The sequence below is a fragment of the Kineococcus indalonis genome (assembly GCF_009906395.1).
Lineage (GTDB): Bacteria > Actinomycetota > Actinomycetes > Actinomycetales > Kineococcaceae > Kineococcus > Kineococcus indalonis.
Window position 1 is genome coordinate 1 of the sequence record NZ_JAAALM010000309.1, and the last position, 4,973, is coordinate 4,973.

4 protein-coding genes are annotated in these 4,973 nt (G+C 78.6%); 1 reads left to right on the top strand and 3 read right to left on the bottom strand.

Annotated elements, in window-relative coordinates; genetic code table 11:
* Positions 1-16: 16 nt before the first annotated feature.
* The gene (locus GTR00_RS14460; protein ID WP_166612309.1) at positions 17-841 is read right to left on the bottom strand and encodes an alpha/beta fold hydrolase; all 825 of its coding nucleotides are present in this window, start codon (positions 839-841) and stop codon (positions 17-19) included.
* A gap of 176 nt (positions 842-1,017) precedes the next feature.
* Entirely contained in the window at positions 1,018-3,774 is a 2,757-nt protein-coding gene (locus GTR00_RS14465) for an AAA family ATPase (protein ID WP_205705826.1), read from the bottom strand.
* 179 nt (positions 3,775-3,953) lie between these two features.
* Here GTR00_RS14465 and GTR00_RS14470 point away from each other — a divergent pair, with 179 nt between their 5' ends.
* A complete protein-coding gene (locus tag GTR00_RS14470) occupies positions 3,954-4,727 on the top strand; it encodes a hypothetical protein (protein ID WP_166612311.1) in 774 nt (257 codons plus the stop codon).
* On the opposite strand, the gene GTR00_RS14475 is transcribed toward GTR00_RS14470, so the two are convergent.
* Positions 4,724-4,973: DbpA RNA binding domain-containing protein (locus GTR00_RS14475; RefSeq protein ID WP_205705827.1), on the bottom strand; the 250-nt coding region annotated here is incomplete at its 5' end. The two genes, GTR00_RS14470 and GTR00_RS14475, sit on opposite strands and share 4 nt — an antisense overlap.

Here is a 4,973-nt window from a genome sequence, read left to right on the forward strand (position 1 = left end):
CGATGGGTGCGGCTGTTCACGACTCCACGAAGGTGAGGAGGTCGGCGTGCAGGCGCTCGCGCTCGGTGTCGGGCAGGGCGTGGCCGGCGCCCCCGTAGACGGTCAGCGTCGCGCCGGGGACCATCGCGGCCGAACGCTCGCCGCCGACGGCGAGGGGGACGACCTGGTCGTCGTCGCCGTGCACGACCAGGGTGGGCACGTCGATGCCGCGCAGGTCGGCGCGGAAGTCGGTGGCGGAGAAGGCCGCGATGCACTCGTGGGCTGCGTGGTGACCGCAGGCCATGCCCTGCAGCCAGAAGGCGTCGCGGAAACCCTGCTCGACGTCGTCGTGGCGGTTGTGCCCGAAGAAGGGGCCGTCGGCCAGGTCGCGGTACAGCTGGGCGCGGTCGGCGGCCTCGCCGGCGCGCAGCTCGTCGAAGACCCGCGCGGGCAGCCCGCCGGGGTTGTCGTCGGTGCGCAGCATCAGCGGCGGCACGGCGGAGACGAGCACCAGCTTGGCCACGCGGGAGCTGCCGTGCCGGGCGAGGTAGCGCACCACCTCCCCGCCGCCGGTGGAGTGCCCGATCAGCGTCAACCCGCGCAGGTCCAGGGCCTCGATGAGGCGGGCGAGGTCGTCGGCGTAGGTGTCCATCTCGTTGCCGTGCCAGGTCTGGGTGGAGCGCCCGTGACCGCGCCGGTCGTGGGCGACGGCGCGGTGGCCGTGCTCGGCGAAGAAGCGGGCGGCGGCCTCCCAGGCGTCGGAGTTCAGCGGCCAGCCGTGGCTGAGCAGGACCGGTGAGCCGTCCTGCCCCCAGTCGCGGTAGAAGATCTGCGCTCCGTCGTCGACGGTGACGTGGGGCACGGCTGCCTCCCTGCTGCGCGGTGCTGCGGTTCCCGGGCGCGGCCAGCCTCGTGCCTCACGGCCGGTGCGTGGACCACGTGGCGCGCGTGGTGCGCACCGTCGTCGCCGTCGTCGTGCGTGGTCCCCGCCGTCGTGCGTGGTCGCCGCCGGGGTGCGGCGGCGCCCGGCGCGCCCGTTCAGCGCGGCAGCTCGCCCGAGCGGTCGGCGAGCTGGCGGCGCGAGGAGATGCCCAGCTTCGCGAAGACCTTGCGCAGGTGGTAGTCGACGGTGTTCACGCTGAGGAACAGGGTCGCGCCGATCTCGGCGTTGGTGGCTCCCGAGGCGGCCAGCCGGGCCACCGCGGCTTCCTGGGCGGTCAGCTCCGCACCCGCCCGCCGGCCGGGACCCGCGCCCGCCCGCGGCGAGGGCGAGCGCTCGCCCAGGGCGGCCAGCTCGCGGCGTGCGCGCTGGGCGAACGCCGGCGCCCGGGCGTCCTCGAACAGCGCCGCGGCACGGTGCAGCTGCTCCTTCGCGGCGCTGCGCCGCCGGCAGCGCCGCAACCACTCGCCGTGCAGCAGGTGGGCGCGGGCCAGCTCCACCTGCAGCTCGGGCGTCGCCAGGGCGTCCAGGGCGCTGTGGAAGCACGCCTCCACCGCCGCCGGCTCCTGCTCCAGCAGCGCCCGCGAGCGCTGCGCGACCCCCAGCGCCCACACCGACCCGTTGGCGGCCGCCAGCTCGTCCAGCCGCCCCGCCGCGCGCCGGGCGTGCTCCTCGTGCCCGCTGCGCACCGCGGCCTCCACCAGGTCGGGGTAGATCAGCGGCGTGACGTGCAGGAACGGTTCCTCCACCAGCGGTGCGAGCACGCAGAAGGCGTCGCGGTAGCGGCCCTCGGCCAGGTCCCGGACGGCCAGGGCGCTCACCCCCGCGTCGTGCACGCCGCCGAGACCCGCGGCCGCCGCGGCGTCGGCGACCGCCTGCACCTGCGGGCGCGGTGCGCCCGACCAGGCCAGCCACGCCACGTTGACGACGTGCTCCGCGTCGTAGCCCAGGGCCCGCCGCAGTTCGCGCACCTGCTCCACGTGCTGACCGGCGCGGCGGGGCGTGCCGCCCTGCAGCTCCGCCAGCGAGGCGGTCCACAGGACGGTGTCCAGCAGCTGCGGGGAACCGGCGTCGCGCGCCGCGTCGGCGGTGCGCTGCAGGCAGGCGCGACGTGCGGCGGCGTCCCACAGCGCGGTGGCCAGCGGCACCCCGGCGGTGCCGTAGCGCAGCAGCTGCTGCGGGGGGAGGCGGTCGATGAGGTCCACGGCGCGTCGCACGACGGGCACGGCCTCGGCGTAGGGCAGCAGGATCAGCGCGCTCAGCGCCCGCAGGACCGTGGAGGCCGGCCCGTCCCGCTCGCCGGCCCCCTCCCGCAGCCGCCGGCCCAGGTGCTGCAGCGTCGTGCCGTGGACCAGGCGCTCGGCGGGCAGCGCGCAGCAGAACGCCGTGATCAGCGCCTGCTGCTCGGCGTCGGTGTCGTGGCCGTGGAAGTGCTCGGCCGCGCGCAGCATCTGCGCCGCCGACCCCGTCAGCGCCGGGTCGGCGGTGAACAGCGCGCGGGTGGCGCGCACCGACGCCAGCCGGCCGCGGGCGAGCGGGCCGAGCACCTCCTCGTCGACGCCGCCGAGCAGGTCCTGCGCGCGCTGGGCGGCCCCGGCGCCCAGCGCCGCCTCCGCAGCGGCCACCAGCCGGGCGGAGCGCACCTCCCCGGCCGGGCTCAGCTGCGCGGCGCGCACCAGGACGCTGGCGCGCGAGGACAGCCCGCCGCGGCGCCCGGCCAGGTCGGCGACGCGCTCGAGCTGGTCGGCCACGGCCGCGTCCGTGCCCAGCGCCGCCCTCGCCGCGTGCCAGGCCTGCAGCTCCACCAGGCCCAGCGCCGCGGTGGCCGCCGCCAGCGCCCGGTGCACGCGGCGGCGCTCGGGCCCGGCGGCGGCGCCGTAGGCGGCGGACTCCACCATCGGGTGGCGGAAGCGCACCGCGCCGTCGAGCTCGACCAGCCCCGCCGCCTCCGCCTCGTCCGCGGCGGTCCCCGGCACCCCGAGCTCGCGGGCCGCAGCGGTGATGACGTCGACCGCACCGGTGGAGTCGGCGGCGGCGACCAGCAGCCAGCGCTGCACGGGGGCGGGCAGGTGGCGCACCCGGCGCAGGTAGTGCGCCTCCAGGTGGCGCCCCGCGGGGAAGGGCTCCTCGGCGAAGCCGGCCTCGGTCAGGCGCTCGACGCCGAGCTCACCGGCGAGGTCGATCAGCGCCAGGGGGTTGCCGCCGGTGGCGGTGGCGATCCGGGCCGCCGCCACCGGCTCGATCGCCCGCGGCAGCGACGCGCGCAGCAGCGCGACGGCCGCCTCCTGCTCGAGCCCCGCCAGGTGCAGCGCGGGCACTCCGGCCGCCCGGGGCACCAGGGACGGCTCCTCGCGCGCGGCGAGCAGGAGCGCGACGGACTCCGCCTCCAGGCGGCGGGCGACGAACGCCAGCGCGTCCAGGGACTCCTCGTCCAGCAGGTGGGCGTCGTCGACCGCGCACACCACGGGTCCGGCCCCGCCCGCGGCGGCCAGCAGGCCCAGCACGCCGAGCCCGACGAGGAAGCGGTCCGGCGGCGCTCCGCCCACCGCCCCGGCCGCCACCCGCAGCGCCTGCTGCTGCACCGCGGGCAGGGAGGGCAGGTGCTCGCGCAGCGGGACGAGCAGGCGCTGCAGGGCGGCGAAGGGGATCGTCGACTCGGCCTCGTAGCCGTCCACGCGCAGCAGCCGCAGACCGGCGGGCTCGCCCAGGGTCCCGTCCAGCAGCGCCGTCTTGCCGATCCCGGGGTCGCCGGTGATCAGCAGCGCGCCGCCGCGGCCGTTGCGCGCCCTGCCCAGCAGCTCGTGGACGCGTCGTCGTTCCCGGTCGCGACCCACGAGCTCGCGGGGGGTTCCCACGGCCCGGGACTGTAGCGACGCGGGCACCGCGCGGCCAGGCTCGCGCGGTGGCTCCCGGTGCGGGCCGGGCGCTCGGTGTGCGGGAAGGGGCGGCGGTCGGCATGATCGGGCCCGGCGCCCGCCCCCGGGCGCCGGCACGTGCGCAGCACCGCCGGACGGACCCCGGGAAGCAGGCAGACGTGGCGAAGCACCCCGCCGTCGGCGACGCGCAGCTGGCGCGCGCCCTGGGCCTGTACGCCGCCATGGTCGGGCGAGTCCTGGCCGACCCGCAGCGCTGGCTCGGCCTGGACGACGACCCGCCTCCCAGCGCGCCCTTCCCCGCGCGGGCCCTGGACGCCCTGCGCGACCGCGCCCTGGGCGAGGTCACCCCCGCCTCGCCGCAGTGGGCGGGCAAGCCCCTCGCCCAGCGCGTGGACTGGTGGGTCACCCGCATCGGCATCAGCGCCGGGCTGGCCGCGGCCACCCCCCGCTTCGCCGGCGTCCTGGCCGACCGCCTCCCGCTGCAGGCGGCGCTGGGGGCCTCCGCGGCCGGGCTGGCGGTGTGCGCCACCGCCCGCGAGCACGGCCGCACCGACCCGGCGCAGTGGGTGCCGCTGCTGGCGCGGGTCCTCTTCGACCGCGAGCTGCCGCCCGCCGAGCAGCCGGTGCCCGGCGCCGAGGACGCCGAGCAGCGGCTGGCCGACGACGACGGCGCCGGGCCGGGCGGCCCGGACGAGGGTGCCGGCGGTCGCGCGGCCGCGCTGGGTCGCGGCGCCCAGCGGGCCGCGCGCACCGTGTGGCACCTGGCGCGCGCCTTCCTGGAGGTCCAGCAGCTCCTGGAGGAGCGCCCCCGCGGCGGCCTGGTCACCCGCGCGATCGGCAAGCTGCCGGTCGTCGGCGTGGCCGGCGGCTGGCTGGACGAGCGGGCCGGCATCCGCAAGGCGTCCCGCCGGACCTCCGACCTGCTCCGCTAGCGGGCGCGCCCCTCGGAGCGCTCGCGGCGCACGGTGGGGCGCTGGCCGCGCAGCGTGCTGCCGCGCAGGCCCCGGATGACCTCCTCGGCCTTGTCGGCGGGCACCTCCACCAGCGAGAACCGCTCGGCGATCTCGATGGCCCCCACGTCGCGCCCCGTCAGGGACGACTCCCCGGCGATGGCGCCCACCAGGTCCTGCGGCCGCACGCCCGCGCTGCGCCCGGCGCCCACGTACAGGCGGGTCATC